Annotated in this window: 15 protein-coding genes; 7 read left to right on the forward strand and 8 right to left on the reverse strand. The window is 63.8% G+C overall.

Going from position 1 to position 16890, the window contains the following annotated elements; translation table 11 throughout:
* Window position 1 precedes the first annotated feature (1 nt).
* From recG to gntU, 3 genes are all read right to left on the reverse strand, one after another.
* The gene (recG, locus tag ACB031_RS19150; RefSeq protein WP_371140078.1) at window positions 2-2071 is read right to left on the reverse strand and encodes an ATP-dependent DNA helicase RecG; all 2070 of its coding nucleotides are present in this window, start codon (window positions 2069-2071) and stop codon (window positions 2-4) included.
* A gap of 178 nt (window positions 2072-2249) precedes the next feature.
* Window positions 2250-3599 carry a CDP-diacylglycerol--serine O-phosphatidyltransferase gene (gene pssA / locus ACB031_RS19155; protein ID WP_005307852.1) on the reverse strand — a complete coding sequence of 450 codons (1350 nt, stop codon included), beginning with the start codon at window positions 3597-3599 and terminating at the stop codon, window positions 2250-2252.
* Window positions 3600-3745: 146 nt separating this feature from the next.
* The gene (gene gntU / locus ACB031_RS19160; protein ID WP_214454437.1) at window positions 3746-5086 is read right to left on the reverse strand and encodes a gluconate transporter; all 1341 of its coding nucleotides are present in this window, start codon (window positions 5084-5086) and stop codon (window positions 3746-3748) included.
* 245 nt (window positions 5087-5331) lie between these two features.
* Here gntU and ACB031_RS19165 point away from each other — a divergent pair, with 245 nt between their 5' ends.
* From ACB031_RS19165 to ACB031_RS19175, 3 genes are read left to right on the forward strand one after another with little or no spacing between them, the layout of a single operon-like run.
* The gene (locus ACB031_RS19165) at window positions 5332-5841 is read left to right on the forward strand and encodes a gluconokinase (RefSeq protein WP_005307862.1); all 510 of its coding nucleotides are present in this window, start codon (window positions 5332-5334) and stop codon (window positions 5839-5841) included.
* Window positions 5838-7634, forward strand: coding sequence for a phosphogluconate dehydratase (gene edd, locus ACB031_RS19170; RefSeq protein ID WP_371140079.1), 1797 nt, complete (start codon window positions 5838-5840; stop codon window positions 7632-7634). The genes ACB031_RS19165 and edd overlap by 4 nt, the downstream gene beginning before the upstream one ends.
* A gap of 9 nt (window positions 7635-7643) precedes the next feature.
* Window positions 7644-8285: a bifunctional 4-hydroxy-2-oxoglutarate aldolase/2-dehydro-3-deoxy-phosphogluconate aldolase gene (locus tag ACB031_RS19175; RefSeq protein ID WP_371140080.1), complete on the forward strand. Its 642-nt coding sequence runs from the start codon at window positions 7644-7646 to the stop codon at window positions 8283-8285.
* A 97-nt stretch (window positions 8286-8382) separates the two neighbouring features.
* Here the strand turns inward: ACB031_RS19175 and ACB031_RS19180 are convergent, their stop codons facing one another.
* Window positions 8383-9390: a substrate-binding domain-containing protein gene (locus ACB031_RS19180; RefSeq protein ID WP_005307868.1), complete on the reverse strand. Its 1008-nt coding sequence runs from the start codon at window positions 9388-9390 to the stop codon at window positions 8383-8385.
* 90 nt (window positions 9391-9480) lie between these two features.
* Here ACB031_RS19180 and ACB031_RS19185 point away from each other — a divergent pair, with 90 nt between their 5' ends.
* Complete coding sequence (locus ACB031_RS19185; protein WP_017778597.1) at window positions 9481-10131, forward strand: Qnr family pentapeptide repeat protein; 651 nt, start codon at window positions 9481-9483, stop codon at window positions 10129-10131.
* 110 nt (window positions 10132-10241) lie between these two features.
* Here the strand turns inward: ACB031_RS19185 and ACB031_RS19190 are convergent, their stop codons facing one another.
* Window positions 10242-11582: a peptidoglycan DD-metalloendopeptidase family protein gene (locus ACB031_RS19190; RefSeq protein WP_017788649.1), complete on the reverse strand. Its 1341-nt coding sequence runs from the start codon at window positions 11580-11582 to the stop codon at window positions 10242-10244.
* A 9-nt stretch (window positions 11583-11591) separates the two neighbouring features.
* Window positions 11592-13121 carry a 2,3-bisphosphoglycerate-independent phosphoglycerate mutase gene (gene gpmM, locus ACB031_RS19195; protein ID WP_025202381.1) on the reverse strand — a complete coding sequence of 510 codons (1530 nt, stop codon included), beginning with the start codon at window positions 13119-13121 and terminating at the stop codon, window positions 11592-11594.
* Between the two features lie 325 nt (window positions 13122-13446).
* Here gpmM and ACB031_RS19200 point away from each other — a divergent pair, with 325 nt between their 5' ends.
* The 3 genes from ACB031_RS19200 to gpsA are packed head-to-tail and all read left to right on the forward strand — an operon-like array spanning window position 13447 to window position 15403.
* A complete protein-coding gene (locus ACB031_RS19200) occupies window positions 13447-13878 on the forward strand; it encodes a rhodanese-like domain-containing protein (protein ID WP_005307875.1) in 432 nt (143 codons plus the stop codon).
* A gap of 47 nt (window positions 13879-13925) precedes the next feature.
* The gene (secB, locus tag ACB031_RS19205) at window positions 13926-14396 is read left to right on the forward strand and encodes a protein-export chaperone SecB (RefSeq protein ID WP_005307878.1); all 471 of its coding nucleotides are present in this window, start codon (window positions 13926-13928) and stop codon (window positions 14394-14396) included.
* Between the two features lie 2 nt (window positions 14397-14398).
* Window positions 14399-15403 (forward strand): NAD(P)H-dependent glycerol-3-phosphate dehydrogenase, encoded by a 1005-nt coding sequence (gene gpsA / locus ACB031_RS19210; protein ID WP_005307887.1) that lies wholly within the window; start codon window positions 14399-14401, stop codon window positions 15401-15403.
* Window positions 15404-15486: 83 nt separating this feature from the next.
* Here gpsA and nfuA read toward each other — a convergent pair whose 3' ends face one another.
* Together nfuA and ACB031_RS19220 are read right to left on the reverse strand one after the other, a co-directional pair.
* The gene (gene nfuA / locus ACB031_RS19215; protein ID WP_371140081.1) at window positions 15487-16065 is read right to left on the reverse strand and encodes a Fe-S biogenesis protein NfuA; all 579 of its coding nucleotides are present in this window, start codon (window positions 16063-16065) and stop codon (window positions 15487-15489) included.
* Between the two features lie 80 nt (window positions 16066-16145).
* Complete coding sequence (locus ACB031_RS19220) at window positions 16146-16874, reverse strand: ComF family protein (RefSeq protein WP_005307894.1); 729 nt, start codon at window positions 16872-16874, stop codon at window positions 16146-16148.
* Window positions 16875-16890: the final 16 nt, after the last annotated feature.

Here is a 16890-nt window from a genome sequence, read left to right on the forward strand (position 1 = left end):
GTCAGGCATTGGAGTAGTGATCCCGCAGGCCGAGCCAGCGTCGTATCAAGGGCTCGACATGATCTGGGTGGCGGTCCATCAAGAAGCGCGCCATCTTCTGCACCTGCGGGATGAGCGGTTGATCCCGCACCAGATCGGCGATCTTGAGGTCGGCCAGACCGGTCTGGCGGGTGCCGAGCAGTTCGCCCGGGCCGCGCAGCTCCAGATCGCGCTGGGCGATGAGGAAGCCGTCGTTGGTCTCCCGCAGCACTCCGAGCCGGCTCTGGGCCGTCTTGGACAAGGGAGCATGATAGAGCAGCACGCAGTGGGAGGCCACCGAGCCGCGCCCGACCCGGCCACGCAGCTGGTGCAGTTGCGCCAGCCCCAGTCGTTCCGGGTTTTCGATGATCATCAGGCTGGCGTTGGGCACGTCCACCCCCACCTCGATGACGGTGGTGGCGACCAGCAGTTGCAGTATGCCTGCCTTGAACTCCTCCATCACCCGCTGTTTCTCGACCGGTCGCATCCGGCCGTGTACCAGCCCGATATGCAGGCCGGGCAGCAGGTTCTGCAGCTCTGCGGCGGTGTCCTCGGCGGCCTGGCACTCCAGTACCTCCGACTCCTCGATCAGGGTGCAGACCCAGTAGGCCTGCTTGCCCTCCTCGCAGGCCAGTCTGACCCGTTCGATCACGTCCTTGCGGCGGCTGTCCGGCAGCGCCACAGTGGTGATGGGGGTACGGCCCGGCGGCAGCTCGTCGATGATGGAGGTATCGAGGTCGGCATAGGCGGTCATCGCCAGGGTGCGGGGGATGGGGGTGGCGGTCATGATGAGCTGGTGGGGATGTACCCCCTCCCGCTCTCCTTTCTCCCGCAGGGCAAGGCGCTGATGCACGCCGAATCTGTGCTGTTCATCGATGATGACCAGGGCGAGGCGCTGGAACACCACCTGCTCCTGGAAGATGGCGTGGGTGCCCACCACCATCTTGACGCTGCCATCGGCGATGGCAGCCAGGGCTTCTTCTCGTGCCTTGCCCTTCTGCTTGCCCGCCAGCCAGCCGACCCCGATGCCGAGCGGTTCCAGCCACTTGGCAAAGTTGATGGCGTGCTGCTCGGCCAGCAGCTCGGTCGGTGCCATCAGCCCCACCTGACAGCCGTTGCCGATGGCCTGCAGGGCGGCCAGCGCCGCGACCAGCGTTTTACCTGAGCCCACGTCCCCCTGTACCAGCCGCATCATGGGGTGGCTCTGTTGCAGATCCCGGCCGATCTCCGCCACCACCCGGTTCTGGGCACCGGTGGGGGTGAACGGCAGGGCTCCGAGCAGCTGTTCCACCAGCGCCGGGGCCGGCTTGAGGGCGCGGGCCAGCTGGGTCTGTGCCTGGGCCCGCACCTTCAAGACCGAGAGGTTGTGGGCCAGCAGCTCTTCCAGCACCAGCCGCTGCTGGGCCGGGTGCTGACCGCTCTCGAGCAGGGCCAGCGCCACCGAGGGGGGCGGACGGTGCAGCAGTTTCAGGGCCGCGGCCAGATCGATCTGCTGGGGATAGAGGCCGGCTGGCAGCAGCTCCTCCACGCCGTAGAGGTCGAGCTGGGCCAGTGCCTGATCGGTGAGGCTGCGCAGGGTGAGCTGGCGCAGCCCCTCGGTGGTCGAGTAGACGGGGGTGAGCGCCTCTTCGGTCTGGCCGGCCTGCTCCTCGCCGAGCAGCTTGTACTCGGGGTGGGCCATCTCCAGCCCGTACTTGCCGGGGCGCACCTCGCCGAAGCAGCGCATCAGCCGGCCCGGGCTCAGGCTGTTCTTCTGGGCGGCGGTGAAGTTGAAGAAGCGCAGGGTGAGGGTGCCGGTGCCATCGCTGATGCGGCAGACCAGCATGCGGCGACGCCCCATCACCAGCTGGGTGTCCTGGATCTCCCCCTCGACGGCGCCGTGCAGGCCGGGCGGCAGATCGCCGATGGGCCACACCTGGGTGCGGTCCTCGTAGCGCAGGGGGAGGTGGAACAGCAGATCCTGCACTGTGGCCAGCCCCAGCCGCTCGAGCTTTTCCTGCATCTTGCTGCCGACGCCCTTGAGGTTGTCGAGGGAGATTTTATCCAATTTCATCAATTAGATGCCCGAAAACACTGTAAATATGTCCAGATGATAGGGTTTATTGCCGTCCCGACGCAAGCCGCGTTGCGCGGTTGGTGGAGGTCAGCGGGGCTCGGGGGCAGGAATGAAAAAGGCCTGCCGAGATGTGGCAGGCCCTTGTGAGGATACCCGAGGTCGCGATGCGCGCCGGTCAGATGATGCGCTTGAGCAGGATATGGGCCTTGACCCTGTGGATCCGGGCCAGCAGCTTGCGCACCTGATCCGGGTAGTCCTGGATCTGCTCGATCTGATCGAAGTGGCTGATGCGCTTGGTGTTGGTCAGGATGTTCTCGCGCTCGGCGTTGAACTGGGGCCGCAGCAGGTGGCGGCGATCGTAGACCAGCAGGCCGTTCTCCAGATCCAGCGCCCAGGCGCGGGGATTGAGGTTGTTGCCGGTGAGCAGGGCCCACTCGTCATCCACGAAGATCCCCTTGAGGTGGTAGGAGTTGCGCTCGCAGCACCAGAGCATCAGGTTGAGACGGCCGGCATCGATGTGATGCTGGTTGCGCTCGGCGAACTTGCGCAGGTTGGTCTCGTACAGATAGGGCAGACCGCCGATGGTGGAGAATTTCTCCTCCGGCGGAATGAAGAAGTCGTTGGCAGTCTTGTCGCCCACCACGATCGTCACCTTGCAGCCGCGCTTGAGCAGGGCCTCGATATCCTTGTTCAACTCCTTGGGCGGGTTGAAGTAGGGGGTGCAGATGAAGATCTCCCGCTCGGTGGCCCGCACCAGGGTGCGGATCATCTTGTTGAGCTGGTTGCCGCGCTTACCCAGGCCGCTCATCGGGGTGATGGCCACCTCCTGGCTGTTGACCGGCATGGTGTCGAAGCGGTACTGGCCGAGGCGCAGGTTGTGCTTGAAGCGACGGATCGGTCCCTTCAGCTGCTTGGCGCTGGGGATGTCGGTGCGATCCAGTCGCTGCACCGCCTCGCTGCGCAGGAACAGGTCATCCACGTAGTTGACCATGCTGCGGGTCAGCTCCGGGCTGGTGATCTGGTGATAACGGTCGAAACGGTAGCGATCCTGCTGGTGCAGGTAGATGTCGTTGAGGCTGGCACCGGAGTAGAGCAGGGTGTCATCGAAGATGAACCCCTTGAGGTGCAGCACTCCGAGCAGTTCACGCCCTTTCACCGGCACGCCATAGATGGCGATCTGGTGCTCATGGCGAGCGGCCATCTCCTGATACATCAGGTGGTTGCCACCTTGCTTGCCCTTGCCGATCAGGCCGCGCTGGGCACGGTGGAAGTCGACGAACACCTTGACGTCGAGGGCCGGGTTGCGCTGTTTGGCGGCATAGAGGGCGGCGAGGATCTCCCGTCCCGCCTCGTCATCCTGCAGATAGAGCGCCACCAGATAGATGCGGCGAGTCGCGCTGGCGATGAGCGAAAGGATCCGGCTCTTGAAGTCCTTGGCGCTGCTGAGCACTTCAAACTGGTCTGCGGCGACGGCGATCTGGGGCAGGCGCGCCAGCAGCTGTCGATAATGTGCCGATGAATGCATAGAGAAACCTGAAATCACTGCGTTAAGCGTTCCACTCGGAGCGATGGATAGGCGATTCTAGCAATCTCGCCCTGTTAGCCAAAGAAAGAATCGTCATAAAGATGAAAAAGGCCTCACATCGGAGGCCTTTTTCTGCACGGTCGCGATCAGAGGAAGCTGTAGATCAGCATGGCCATCACGCCGCCCGTGGTGCCGATGATGGTTTCCATTACGGTCCAGGTTTGCAGGGTCTGCTTCTCGGTGAGACCTAGGTAGCGGTTGGCCAGCCAGAAGCCGGAGTCATTGACGTGGGAGAGCACTATGGCCCCGCCGCCGATGGCGATGGTGACCGCCGCCAGCTGGGCGCCGTTCAGGCCGAGCGGCTCCAACATCGGCAGCACCAGGCCGCAGGCGGTCAGCATGGCGACGGTGGCGGAACCCTGAATGACCCGTACTGCGGCCGCCAGGATGAAGGCCAGCGCGACGATGGGCAGGCCGGAGTCCGCCAGCATGTTGCCGAGGGCGGCGCCCACACCGGAATCCACCAGCACCTGCTTGAACACGCCACCGGCACCGGTCACCAGGATGATGACGCCGGCCGGCTGGATGGCGCTGTTGCAGACGCTCATCACCTCGTCACGGGACATGCCGCGACGGATCCCCAGCAGGTAGAAGGCGGCCAGGCAGGCGACCATGATGGCGGTGAAGGGGTGGCCGATGAACTCCAGCCAGCCGTGCAGGGGCGTACCGGCCTCGACGAAGCGGCCGACTATGGTCTTGAGACCGATCAGCAGCAGCGGCAGGCCGATGAGGCCCATGGCCAGCCCGAAGGAGGGCAGGTTCTGGCCGTCGTCATGGGCGCTGCTCTGGGCGTCGGCCGGCAGCGGCACGTCCACCACCTTGCTGATCAGCTCGCCAAACAGCGGGCCGGCCAGGATCAGGGCAGGAACGGCGGCGATCAGGCCGAACAGGATCATGTAGCCGAAGTCGGCCCCCAGCTGGGAGGCCACCAGGATGGGGCCCGGTGCCGGGATCAGGAAGGCCTGGCAGGTGGCGATGCCCGCCAGCAGGGCGATGCCGATCTTCACCACGCTGCCGCCACCGCGGCGGACGATGGCGAAGGCGACGCCGATCAGCAGCACCACGGCCACATCGAAGAAGAGCGGCAGTGCGCAGACGAAGCCGGTCAACGCCATGGCCCAGTTGGCGCGCTTGACGCCGAACTTGCCGAGCAGGGTGTGGGCCACCCGGTCGAGGGCGCCGGTGACTTCCATCACCTTGCCGAACATGGCACCCAGTGCCACCACAACGGCGACGAAACCGAGGGTGCCGCCCATCCCTTTCTGGATGGTGGCGGCGATGTCGGCCGGGTTCATGCCGGCGGCGAGCCCCGCCACCATGGAGACCAGGATGAGGGAGACGACCGCGTGCAGGCGGGCCTTCATCACCAGAAAGAGCAGCAGCACGATGGAGCCGGCGGCCGTCATGATCAGGGAGAGGTCAGACATTGTTGTGCATTCCTTGTTCCAAGTTCAGTATCGACACCCTGCCGATCCATCGGCAGACCATATCTTTATGATTTATTTAGATTTATGGCCAGGGCTCAAACTCGCTTGCCCAGGTGACTATGAGTGCGCTCAGTCTGTGGCAGACTTCACAATTCTTGTTGTTACCGGTAACATGTTACCGGTAACGTGCTAAGTTAGAACCCATCGGCAGCACGTTTTTTGAAAAATGAGATAGAGGTCAAACAATGGCGGGTAAGAGCATTATCGTGATGGGTGTGTGTGGTAGCGGCAAGTCCAGCGTGGGCCTCAAGGTGGCCAGCGTGCTGGGCGCCAAGTTCATCGACGGTGATGATCTGCACCCCAGGGCCAACATCCAGAAGATGGCCGGTGGCAACCCCCTCAACGACGAGGACCGCGCCCCCTGGCTGGAGCGGATCCGCGACGCGGCCTACAGCCTGGAGCAGAAGAACGAGGTGGGCGTCATCGTCTGCTCGGCCCTCAAGAAGCAGTATCGCGACCAGATCCGCGAGGGCAACGAGTCGGTCAGCTTCCTCTTCCTTGACGGCAGCCAGCCGCTGATCCTCGAGCGGATGCGGGCCCGCAAGGGCCACTTCATGCGCGAAAGCATGGTACAAAGTCAGTTCGATACCCTGGAGCGCCCGGACGGCGAAGCCGGTGTATTCCACATCGATATCGACGGCACCTTCGAACAGGTGGTTGATCGCGCCGTCACCGCATTGGAGCAAGCCCAATGATCCATCAGGTTATTTCCAGCGTCACCGCCCGCATTCGCGAGCGCAGTGCCGCCCGTCGCCAGGCCTTCCTGGCCCGCATCCAGCGTCAGGCCGATCAGGGCAAGACCCGCGCCGCGCTGGCCTGTGGCAACCTGGCCCACGCCGTGGCCGCCTCCAGCTGTGACGAGAAGGGGCGCATCCTCGACATGACCCGCGCCAACGTCGGCATCGTCACCGCCTACAACGACATGCTGAGCGCCCATCAGCCCTATCAGGGCTATCCGGACATCATCAAGGCCGCGCTGGCCGAGATCGGCCACAGCGCCCAGGTGGCCGGCGGCGTGCCCGCCATGTGTGACGGCGTGACCCAGGGCCAGCCGGGGATGGACATGTCCCTGTTTTCGCGCGATCTCATCGCCCAGGCGACCGCGCTGTCGCTCTCCCACAACACCTTCGATGCCACCCTGCTGCTCGGCATCTGCGACAAGATAGCGCCGGGCCAGATCATGGGAGCGCTCTCCCACGCTCATCTGCCCACCGCCTTCGTGCCGGCCGGCCCGATGGCGAGCGGCATCAGCAACGACGAGAAGGTGAAGGTGCGCCAGCAGTACGCCGCCGGCGAAGTAGGCCGCGACGCCCTGCTGCAGATGGAGTGCGGCGCCTACCATGCGGCGGGCACCTGCACCTTCTACGGCACCGCCAACACCAACCAGCTGGTGTTCGAGGCCATGGGCCTGATGCTGCCGGGCTCTGCCTTCGTGCACCCGCACAGCGAGCTGCGCCACGCCCTCACCGAAGAGGCGGCCCGCCGCATCAGCGCCATGATCCCGGGTTCCCCGGCCTATCGCCCCCTGAGTGCGGTGATCGACGAGCGCTCCCTGGTCAACGGGCTGGTGGCCCTGCTCGCCTCCGGCGGCAGCACCAACCACAGCATCCACATGGTGGCGCTGGCCCGCGCCGCCGGTCTGGTGCTGACCTGGGACGACATCAGCGATCTCTCCGACGTGGTGCCGCTGTTGGTACGCATGTACCCGAACGGCCCGGCCGACGTGAACGCCTTCGAGCAGGCGGGTGGCGTGCCCGGCCTGATGCGCCGGCTGGCACAAGAGGGGCTGATCCACCTGGATGCCACCCCGGTCTTCGGCGAGATGCAGGATTACCTCAGCCGCCCGGCACTGGTGGATGGCAAGCTGGTATGGCAGCCGGTGGGCGAGAGCGGTGATGCGAGTGTATTGTCGCCTTCCGGTAGCCGGTTCCAGGCCACCGGCGGCACCAAGCTGCTCTCCGGCAATCTGGGCCGCGCCGTGGTCAAGGTCTCCGCCGTGGCTCCCGAATATCGGGTGATTGAAGCTCCGGCCCGGGTCTTCTCCTCCCAGCATGCGGTGGAAGCGGCCTACAAGGCGGGGGATCTCAATCAGGACGCCGTCATCGTGGTGCGTCACAATGGCCCTGCCGCCAACGGCATGCCGGAGCTGCACAAGCTGATGCCGGTGCTCGGCAACCTGCAGAAGGCGGGTCACAAGGTGGCGCTGGTCACCGATGGCCGTCTCTCCGGCGCCTCCGGCAAGATCCCGGCCGCCATCCACGTCACCCCGGAGGCGCTGCACGGCGGGGCCATTGGCCTGCTTGCCGATGGCGACTTGCTGCGGGTGGACGCGGTAACCGGCAGCCTCGACTGCCTGACCGATTTGAGTGGCCGTACCCAGGCCGAGATCGACCTCACCCTGGAACAAGAGGGGTGGGGCCGTGAACTGTTCAGCGTGATGCGTCGCGCGGTATCGAGCGCCGAGTGCGGCGCCACCATCTTTGACTAAGGAAGAGCTATGCAGAACTGGAAAGTGACCCCTGCCGAGGTGTTTGCCGCCTCCCCGCTGGTACCCGTGATGGTCATCAATGAGCTGGAGCAGGCCCTGCCGATGGCCAAGGCGCTGCTGGCCGGCGGCATCTCGGTGTTCGAAATCACCCTGCGCACCCCGGTGGCACTCGATGCGATCGCCCTTATCGCCAAGGCGATGCCGGAGGCCATGGTCGGTGCCGGTACCGTGCTCAACTGCGCGCAGTTTGATGCCGCCGTGGCCGCTGGTGCCCGCTTCGTCATCTCCCCGGGGATGACCCCGGCCCTGCTGGCCCACGCGGCCAAGAGCACGGCGCCGCTGATCCCGGGCGTGGCCACCCCGTCCGAAGTGATGCAGGCGCTGGAAGCGGGCTACGACCACCTCAAATTCTTCCCGGCCGAGGCGAACGGCGGCACCAAGGCGCTGGCCGCCATCGCCGCGCCGCTGCCCCAGGTGAAGTTCTGCCCCACCGGCGGTATCGGCCCGAAAAACGTGGCCGACTACCTGGCGCTCAAGTGCGTCGCCACCGTCGGCGGCTCCTGGATGCTGCCGGCAGAGGCTGTGAAGAACGGTAACTGGGAAGAGGTGACCCGCCTCTCCCGCGAAGCCGTCGCCCTGGTCGCATCCTGATTTGACGCCGGCGTGAGCCGGACCTTCCGTTTGCCAAGCAAGCAGGCCACCCTCGGGTGGCCTGCTCTGTTATGGCTGAATGGCGGGGATCTGGACCTCAGCCCAGGCTGTCACCTTCGTACAGGGAGAAGCCCATGTCGAGCCGGGTGTCGGCCAGCGGCTGGCCGTTGAGGCGGGCCAGCAGCATGGTGGCGGCCGCACGGCCGATCTCCTTGCGCGGCGTGACGATACTGGCCAGCTTGGGGGTCATGGCGTGGCCGATGTCGAGGGCGTTGCTGCCGGCGATGGCGATCTGCTGGGGGACGGGTATCCACTTGGCCTGACACTGCAGCAGGGCACCCACCGCCAGGTCATCGTTGGTGCAGAACAGGCCGTCCAGATCGGGATAGCGTACCAGCGCCTGTTCCAGCAGCTGGCCGCCAAGGGTGAAGCTGGAGGATTGCTCGGTCAGCAGGTGCTGGCCGCTCAGGCCGAAATCCTGCATTGCCTGGTAGTAGCCCTCCATCCGCAGCTGGGTGCGCACGTCGAGCCGTGCGCCCAGATAGACCAGCTTGCGTCGGCCCCGGCGCAGCATCTCTGTTACCATGGCCCGGGCGGCTGCCCGGTGATCCATGCCGACCACCATGTCGATGGGGCTCTGCGGCAGATCCATGGTCTCCACCACCGGGATGCCGGCGGTGGCGATCATCTTGCGGGTGCGCTCGGTGTGCTGGCTGTCGGAGAGGATCAACCCATCCACGTGATAGGAGAGCAGGGAGGCGACCTGCTCCTCTTCCCGCTCCGGGCTGTAGCCGTAGTGAGCCAGCAGGGTCTGGTAACCGGCGGGGCGGGTCACCGACTCGATGCCGTGCACCACGGCGGAGAAAACCTGGTTGGAGAGGGAGGGGATCAGGATGCCGATCGCCTTGCTGGTGGCGTTGGAGAGAATGTCCGGCGCCCGGTTGGGGATGTAGCCGAGCTCTTCCACCGCGGCGGCGATCCGCTCGCGGGTGCCCTCGGCCACGGCTTGCGGGTCGCGCAGGTAGCGGCTGACGGTCATCTTGGTGACCCCGGTCAGGTCGGCTATGTCCTGCAGGGTGGGACGGCGCTTGCGGGTATCGTTCATCTCTGGATCCGGGACAAATGTTACGTGTAACATTACCGTTTTTTTGTAACAAAGTCAGCATATGACGCCGTCAACAAGGGGAATCTCAGGATGATCAAGGCCAAGTGCTTTGAGGGTGTGCGCTTCGAGCAGCAGGACCTGGCTGGGGAGCAGTTTCAGGGATGCCGTTTCATCGGCTGCAACTTCTCCAGGCTCGATCTCGGCGAGAGCCGTTTCGTTGACTGCAGCTTCTACGATCGGGAGAGCGAACAGAACTGTTTGCTGCAGGGCTGCAATCTGCGCGAGGCGAGTTTTCTGCGCTGCGATCTCACCATGGCCGACTTCAGTCACAGCCAGTGCCTCGGGCTCGAGCTGCGCGACTGCCAGGCGATGGGGATCAACTTCTCCCGCGCCAGCTTTGCCAACCAGATCACCGTCAAGAGCTACTTCTGCGAAGCCCATCTCACCGGTAACAACTTCAGCTACGCCAACTTTGAGGGTTGTCTGCTGGAAAAATGCGAATTGAGCGGCAATCGCTGGCAGGGGGCCAACCTGTTCGGCGCCTCGCTGGCGGGCTCGGATCTCAGCGGTTCCGAGTTTGGCCAACTGGACTGGAGCCGCATCAACCTGCAGGGCTGCGATCTGCGTCAGTGCGATCTGCCCGGGCTGGATCTGCGGCGGGTCAATCTGCACGGGGTGCAGATCAACGAAGATCAGCAGCAGGCCTTGCTGGAGCAGATAGGGCTGGTCGTCTTCCCTTGAACAGCCTGAAAAAGAGGTAATTTTTCACCAAAGGTAGCGCGTCGCCGCGCGCTGCCGGAGGGATGACAGCCTGCGCAAGGCAGGCTGTCGGGGGAGGAGGCAAGTTGGCGTCAGCGCTTGGCCAGCCACTTGGTCGGGTTGATGGCCTCGCCCTGGTAGCGAATTTCGAAGTAGAGGCCGGGTCTGTCCTGGCCGCCACTGTCACCGACCAGCGCCACCGGTTCACCCTGTTCCACGTTCTGGCCCACCTGGCGCAGCAGCGACTGGTTGTGACCGTAGAGGCTCATGTAGCCGCGGCCGTGATCGATCACCAGCAGCATGCCGAAGCCGTCCAGCCAGTCGGCATAGACCACCTGGCCCGGTGCCACCGCCTTGACCTGGGTCCCTTCGCTGGCGCCGATCAGAGTGCCCTTCCACTTCAGCTCGGCGGTGCGTGGCGAGCCGTAGGCGATGAGGATCGGCCCCTGTACCGGCCAGCGCAGGCTGCCATTGGTCTTGAGGCCGCTGTAGTAACCGGCGCTGCTGATGCCGGAGCCCCGCTCAGGCTTGCTGGTGGTGCTCTCCCGGCTGGCGGTCTGCTGCTGGGCCGCCTTGCTCTGCTGGGCGGCGAGCCGCTCCTGTTCGGCGCGGCGTTGTTCGGCCAGCTTGCGTTGCCGCTCCTGTTCCGCCTTCAGCTTGGCAAGGCGCTCCCGCTCGCGACGCTCCTGCTCTTCCCGCTGGCGGCGCAACTCTTCCAGCCGGGCCTTCAGCGCTTTCTCCGCCTTGACCAGCTTGGTCAGCTTCTGTTCGTCATCCTGTACCGACTGCTGCAGCTGGTTGCGCACCTTGGCACGGCTCTGCTGGCTGGCCAGCAGACTTTGATGGTGTTGCTGCTGTTCGGTGAGCAGGGATTGCAGCCGGCTTTCGGTCTCTTTGGTGGCCTGCTGGTTTTTGGCCAGCTTGGTGCGGGTGGCCCGCAGGGCTTCGATGGCCTCGATGCGTGCCTTGTTGAGGTAGTCGTAGTAGTCGAGGGAACGGCTCAGTTTGGCCGGATCCTGCTGATTGAGCAGCAGTTTGAGGTAATCGTGGTTGCCGGCGGTAAAGGCGCTCTCCGCCTGTTTGGCCAGCAACTGCTTCTGGTGGCTGGCCTGCTGCTCCAGATCCAGCTTGTCCTGTTGCAGCCCCACCAGCTTCTGCTGGTTCTCTCTGAGCCGCTGTCTGGTCTGGTCGAGCTTGGCGGCGGCGGCCGAGATGGCCTGCTCATCGGCCTTGAGCTGGGTGTTGAGCTTGGCCAGCTCCTGCTTGCTGAGCTTGATGGTCTGCTGCTGTTCCTTGATCTGGGACTGCATGGCGCCCAGCTGCTGGTTGGCAGCCCAGGCCTTGCCCGGCCCGAACGACAGACAAAAAAACAGCGCGCCGGCCAACAGGCCGACGCGACTGGTTTTGGTTGAAATCACTTCGCATCCCCGCATGGGGAAGGATTATTTCAGAATCATCAGGGGCTTGCCAGTCATTTCCGGTGGTACCGGCAGACCCATAAGAGTCAGCATGGTGGGGGCCAGATCGGACAGTTTACCGCCTTCCAGCACCTCGGCCTTGCGACCGAAGTAGATGAGCGGAACCGGCAGATTGGTGTGGGCGGTATGGGCCTGACCAGTCTCTTCGTCCATCATCTTCTCGGCGTTGCCGTGGTCGGCGGTGATCAGGCACTCGCCACCCACTTCGGCCAGGGCCTCGGTGACGCGACCGATGCAGTGGTCAACGGCTTCACAGGCTTTGACGGCCGCATCGAACACGCCGGTGTGGCCGACCATGTCACCGTTCGGGTAGTTGCAGATGATGACGTCGTACTTGCCGCTCTTGATGGCGCCGACCAGCTTATCAGTCAGCTCTTCGGAGCTCATTTCCGGCTGCAGGTCGTAGGTGGCCACTTTCGGGCTGGCAACGATCTCGCGATCCTCGCCAGTGAAGCAGGCCTCTTCGCCGCCGTTGAAGAAGAAGGTGACGTGAGCGTACTTCTCGGTCTCGGAGATGCGCAGCTGGGTCTTGCCCTGCTTGGCCAGCCACTCACCCAGGGTGTTGACCAGGGCGGTCGGCGGGTAGGCGCAGGCGGTTTTGATGTCGGCCGCGTACTCGGTCAGCATCACGAAGTTCAGCGCCGGGGTGGCGGTGCGGGCGAAGCCGGTGAAGTCGCTGTCAACGAAGGCGCGGGTGATTTCACGGGCGCGGTCGGCACGGAAGTTCATGAAGATCAGCGCATCGCCATCCTGCATGGGGGCGGCTTCGCCGATACGGGTCGCCTTGACGAACTCGTCGTTCTCGTCGCGAGCATAGGCGGCGGCCAGGGCTTCGCTGGCGCTGTCGGCGGTGAACTCGCCCTTGCCCTGAGTCATCAGGTCATAGGCTTGCTGTACGCGATCCCAGCGGTTGTCGCGGTCCATGGCGTAGTAACGGCCGATCATGGAGGCGAAGCGACCCTTGCCCAGACGGGCGAACAGGGCGTCGAACAGCTCGATGGAGGACTGGGCGGAACGCGGCGGTACGTCGCGGCCATCCAGGAAGGCGTGGAAGTAGATCTGCTCGGCGCCACGCTTGGCGGCCATCTCGATCATGCCCATGATGTGCTCTTCGTGGCTGTGTACGCCACCCGGGGACATCAGGCCCATGATGTGGACGGCCTTGCCCTTGCTCACGGCAGTGTCAACAGCCTTGGCCAGCTCGACGTTCTCGAAGAAGGGACCGTCCTGGATGTCTTTGGAGATGCGGGTCAGTTCCTGATAGACGATGCGACCGGCGCCGATGTTGACGTGGCCCACTTCGGAGTTCCCCATCTGACCGTCCGGCAGACCCACGTCCAGGCCGGAGCCGGAGATCAGGGTGCTGGTGTAGTCACGGGCGAGACGGTCGAGGTTGGGAGTCTTGGCGGCAGCGACGGCGTTGTGCTCTTGCTTGGTGCTGTAGCCCCAACCGTCCATGATGACCAGAACCAAAGGTTTCTTAGCTGTTGACATAAGGCTATGTCCTCTCGGATAGGAATGAATTGCGGGAAGTGAAACTAGCGTAATATTACTACATCTGCCGAAATAGTCACCTGATAGCCAAGCCCCGTCCGGCGGGGCCCGCACCCTGTTGCCGAGCTGTTTCTCCTTTGTCGCCGGCTTGTCGCATTGCACGACGAATCCTCGGTCAGGCCTGCTCTATACCGCTTTTTATGTTGCTGTCGCATCCCGCATCCAGCCGATGGGAGCCGGCTCCCGCTTTGCCGCCAAGATGGCTGATCTTGGCTGGGTCCCCATGTATACTCGGGCACTTGTCTTGGTCCCTGGATAGTAGAAGATGCAAGAGTATTTGGATTTTGCGGCCCGCAACCCGCTGCTGACCGCAGCCTGGTTCGGCCTGGCGGGCACTCTGGTTTACACCACGGTGCGTGCCCGTTTTTCTCCGGTCAAGTCGGTGAACAACCACACCGCCACCCTGCTGATCAACCGTGAAAACGCCACCGTGGTGGACATTCGCAGTCAGGAAGAGTTTGCCAAGGGCCATCTGGCCGGTGCCCAGCACCTGCCGCTCAGCCAGATCCAGAGCAATAACCTGGGCCCGGTTGAAAAGCATAAAGATGCCCCCATCATAGTGGTGTGCGAGTCGGGGATGACCGCTGGTGGCGCGGGTCGCCAACTGAGCAAAGCCGGCTTCAAGCAGGTGTATGTGCTCAGCGGTGGCATGGCCCAGTGGCGTGCAGAAAATCTGCCGGTGACCAAAAAACGCTGATTTAAGGGCCTGCGCCCACCTATTTTCATAAAAAGGAATCAAACAAAATGGCTGAAGAGATCAACAACCAGGAAGTACAACCGGAATTCCACATCCAGCGCGTCTACACCAAGGACGTCTCCTTCGAAGCGCCGAACACCCCGCACATCTTCCAGAAAGAGTGGCAGCCGGACGTCAAGCTGGACATGGACACCAAGACCAACATCCTGGCCGACAGCGTCTATGAAGTGGTACTGACCCTGACCGTCACCTGCAAGCTGGAAACCGAGACTGCCTTCCTGTGCGAAGTACAGCAGGCCGGTATCTTCACCATCGGCAACCTGCCGGAGCCGCAACTGGCCCACTGCCTGGCTGCCTTCTGCCCGAACATCCTGTTCCCGTATGCCCGTGAAGCGGTGGCCAACCTGGTGAGCAAGGGTTCCTTCCCGCAGCTGAACCTGGCACCGGTCAACTTCGATGCCCTGTTTGCCCAGCACATGGCACAGGCTCAGGCCCAGCAGGCGACTGCGGAAGCCTGATAATGGCCGACCAGATCGCTATCTCGGTCTTGGGGGCGGGGTCTTATGGCTCCGCCCTTGCCATTTCTCTGGCGCGCAACGGTCATCCGACCCTGCTGTGGGGTCACGACCCTGCCCATGTCGCCGAGCTGGAACAGGACCGCTGCAACAAGGCATTCTTGCCGGATGTCCCCTTTCCCGCCGATCTGCAGCTGACCGCGGATCTGCAACAGGCGGTGCAAGCCGCCCCCGTACTGCTGCTGGTCGTGCCGAGCCATGTGTTCGGCCAGGTGCTGGCCCGGGTCAAGCCCTTCCTGCGCCCCGATACCCGTATCGCCTGGGCCACCAAGGGGCTGGAGCCGGACAGCGGCCGCCTGTTGCAGGACGTGGCCCGCGAAGTGCTGGGTGACGAGATGCCGCTGGCGGTCATCTCCGGCCCTACCTTCGCCAAGGAGCTGGCCGCCGGTTTGCCGACCGCCATCTCGGTGGCCTCGACCCACGACGATTTCGCCGACGATCTCTCCCTGCTGCTGCACTGTGGCCGTTCGTTCCGGGTCTATACCAATCCGGACTTCATCGGTTTGCAGCTGGGCGGGGCGGTCAAGAACGTCATCGCCATCGGCGCCGGTCTCTCCGACGGGCTGGGTTTTGGCGCCAACGCCAGGACCGCGCTCATCACCCGCGGTCTGGTAGAGATGCAGCGTCTGGGCGCCGCGCTCGGGGCCGACGCCAAGACCTTCATGGGGATGGCAGGGCTCGGGGACCTGGTGCTGACCTGTACCGACAACCAGTCGCGCAACCGTCGCTTCGGGCTGGCCCTCGGGGCTGGCAAGGATGTCGATACCGCCATGACCGAGATCGGTCAGGTGGTGGAAGGCTATCGCAACACCAAGGAGGTGCATCTGCTGGCGGCCCGCTGTGGCGTCGAGATGCCCATCTGCGAACAGATTTTCAAGGTGCTGTACGAAGGCAAGAATCCGAAAGAGGCGGCCATCGCCCTACTGTCGCGAGACAAGAAGGACGAATAATCTGCCTGCCGCAGAATGCAAAAGGCCCCGCCAGCTGGCGGGGCCTTTTCTTTGCAGCATGTCTTTACCACAAGGGCAGCAAATCAGTAGTAGGAGTGATCGCCGCGCTGGTGCTCGGTGGCATCCTTGACGCCGTTGAGCTCGCCCGGGAACTTCTCCAGCAGCTGCTTCTCGATCCCCTCTTTCAGGGTGTAATCGACCATGGAACAACCGTTGCAACCACCGCCGAACTGCAGGATGGCCAGCTTGTCCTCGGTCAGTTCGACCAGGGTGACCTTGCCGCCGTGACCGGCCAGCATGGGGTTCACCTCGGACATCAACACGTGCTCGATACGGTCGATCAGCGGGGCGTCATCGGCCACTTTGCGCATCTTGGCGTTCGGGGCTTTCAGGGTGAGCTGGGAGCCCATCTGATCGGTGACGAAGTCGATGGTGGCATCCACCAGGAAGGGGGCGCTCAGGGGATCGACCATGCAGTCGAAGCCGCTGAAGGGCAGGTGTTGATCTTCCGGATCGACCGCGTCGGGTGGGCAATATGATACGCCGCACTCGGCATTCTGGGTTCCCGGATTGACCACAAACACCCGGATATTGGTGCCGTCAGGCTGCTTTTCCAGCAATTTACGGAAATGGGCCTGGGCGGTGTCGGAAATGCTGATCATCACTATCCTCATAAACCTGAGTGTACGACTAGGGTATTCATGATAACTCTGTTGGCAAGGCTTGGGTAGCGTGCCGTTGGCTACTTGAGGTGCTTGAGGGTACGACAGATGGCCCACACTTCCACCTTTGTGACTCCGCTCTCATGCAGTAGGCGGGTGAGGTGGCCGGCGGTGGCGCCCGTGGTGACAACATCATCGAGCAGCGCCACGTGCTGATAATCATGGGGGCGGATCTGGAAGGCGCCGCGCAGATTGCGCCGCCGTTGGCCCGCACTCAACTTGGTCTGCTGCGGCGTTGCCCTGACCCGGCGCAGCAGCCGATTATCGCAGGGGATGCCGGTCAGCTCGCCGAGGGCGCGGGCTATCTCTTCCGCCTGGTTGAAGCCACGCCACCACTGGCGCCACCAGTGCAGGGGGACCGGAATGATGGCCTCTGGCGGCTCGCGGCAATCCAGATGATCCGCCAGCACCCTGGCGAGCAGCGGGGCCAGCAGGATCTGGCCGGAATACTTCAGCCGTGGGATCAGCATGGGGTAGGGTGGCCGGTAGTCACCGATGACCTGCAGTCGCTCCCAGGGCGGCGGCCTGCGCTGGCAGCGACCGCAGATCGGCTCGCGCGCTTCATCCCGTGCCGGCAAGGGGGCAGCACACAACCGGCAGCTGTGGTCAACCTGCTGCAGGGCCTGTCGGCACCAGCTGCACAGCAAGGGGTCAGCATCGCAAGGTTGCTGGCAGAGCAGGCAGCTGCCCTGCCAGTCGGCATGACTGCCGAGGATCGGACTTGCTTTGGCGAGCAGCCGCTTTAACATGCTGACCCCAACAGAG

Origin of the sequence: Aeromonas sp. S8(2024) (assembly GCF_041403085.1) — a bacterium.
Lineage (GTDB): Bacteria > Pseudomonadota > Gammaproteobacteria > Enterobacterales > Aeromonadaceae > Aeromonas > Aeromonas dhakensis.